Raw genomic sequence first — 1,378 nt, forward strand, 5'->3', positions numbered from 1 at the left:
GTGCCGCGCCCAGCAGCACGCAGGCATTGGTGCCGCCGAAGCCGAAGGAGTTCACGCCCGCCACCGGCGCCTCGACATCCGGCAGCGGCTCCGCAGCGGCGGGCACGCGGATGTTCAGCGCCGCGAAGTCGATCCGCGGATTGGGGGCCTGCTGGTGCAGCGTGGCGGGGATGATGCCGCGTTCCAGCACCAGCATCGCCTTGAGCAGCCCGGCGATGCCGGAGGCCGGTTCCAGGTGGCCGATATTCGTCTTGGCCGAGCCGACCGGCAGCGGCGCCGCGCGGCCGCCTGCCGCGGCGGCGGCGGTGCCGATCGCCCAGGCCTCCGCGGGGTCGCCGGCCAGCGTCCCGGTGCCATGCGCCTCGAAATAGGCCAGCCGCGCCGGGCCGATGCCGGCCTCGGCCATCACCCGGCCGATGAGCCGCGCCTGCGCTGCGCGGTTCGGCAGAGCGAGGCCGATGGTGCGGCCGGCGCTGTTCACGCCGCTGGCCAGGATCACCCCGCGCACCACGTCGCCGTCGCGCAGCGCGTCGTCCAGGCGCTTGAGCAGCACCACGCCCGCCCCTTCCGCGCGCACATAGCCGTCCGCCGCGGCGTCGAAGGCCCGGCAACGCCCGCTGGGCGAGAGCATCCCGGCGCGGGAGAAGCCGCCGAAGGCATAGGGCGAGAGCAGCAGCTGCACCCCGGCCGCGATCGCCGCCGGCACCTGGCCCTCCGCCAGCGCGCGGCAGGCCGCGTGCAGCGCGACCAGGGAGGAGGAGCAGGCGGTGTCGATGGTTTCCGCCGGGCCGCGCAGGTCGAAGACGTTGGTCAGGCGGTTCGACAGGATCGACAGCGCGTTGCCGGTCATGAAGTAGCGGTCCGCACCGGCCGGGTCGGTCAGCCGCATCTCCGCATAGTCGGTGGAGGAGCCGCCGACGAAGACCCCGACCTCCTGCCCGGCCAGTGCGGAGGGCCGCCAGCCCGCATCCTCGATGGCGCCGAGCGTGACCTCCAGCAGCAGGCGCTGCTGCGGGTCCATCTCCGTCGCCTCGCGCGGGGATATGCCGAAGGCCGCCGCGTCGAAGCCGTATGGGTCGCCGATATGGCCGGCCGCGAAGGTGTAGGACCGCCCCGGCTCGCCCGGCCGTGGGTGGAAGAAGGCCGCCTGGGGGAAGCGGTCGGCCGGCAGGGTGGAGACCGCGTCGGTCCCGCTTTCGAGCAGGCGCCAATAGGCGTCGAGGTCCGGCGCGCCGGGCAGCCGGCAGGCCGCGCCGACGATGGCGACGGGAACGGGACCGGGAACGCCCTGGGCGGGCGGGCGAGCCCGGCGTGCTGCGCCGCGCATCAGGCCGTGCCGCCCGACCTCAGGACCGGGCGCCGCGGTGCGCCGCGGCGC

At 75.4% G+C, this 1,378-nt stretch carries 1 protein-coding gene; it reads right to left on the reverse strand.

Annotated elements, in window-relative coordinates:
* Positions 1 to 1,327, reverse strand: a 1,327-nt coding sequence (locus OZN99_RS31595; RefSeq protein WP_270939150.1) for a beta-ketoacyl [acyl carrier protein] synthase domain-containing protein, incomplete at its 3' end; no start/stop codon positions are given.
* Positions 1,328 to 1,378: the final 51 nt, after the last annotated feature.

This window comes from Falsiroseomonas oryzae (assembly GCF_027856955.1).
Taxonomy (GTDB): Bacteria; Pseudomonadota; Alphaproteobacteria; order Acetobacterales; family Acetobacteraceae; genus Falsiroseomonas; species Falsiroseomonas oryzae.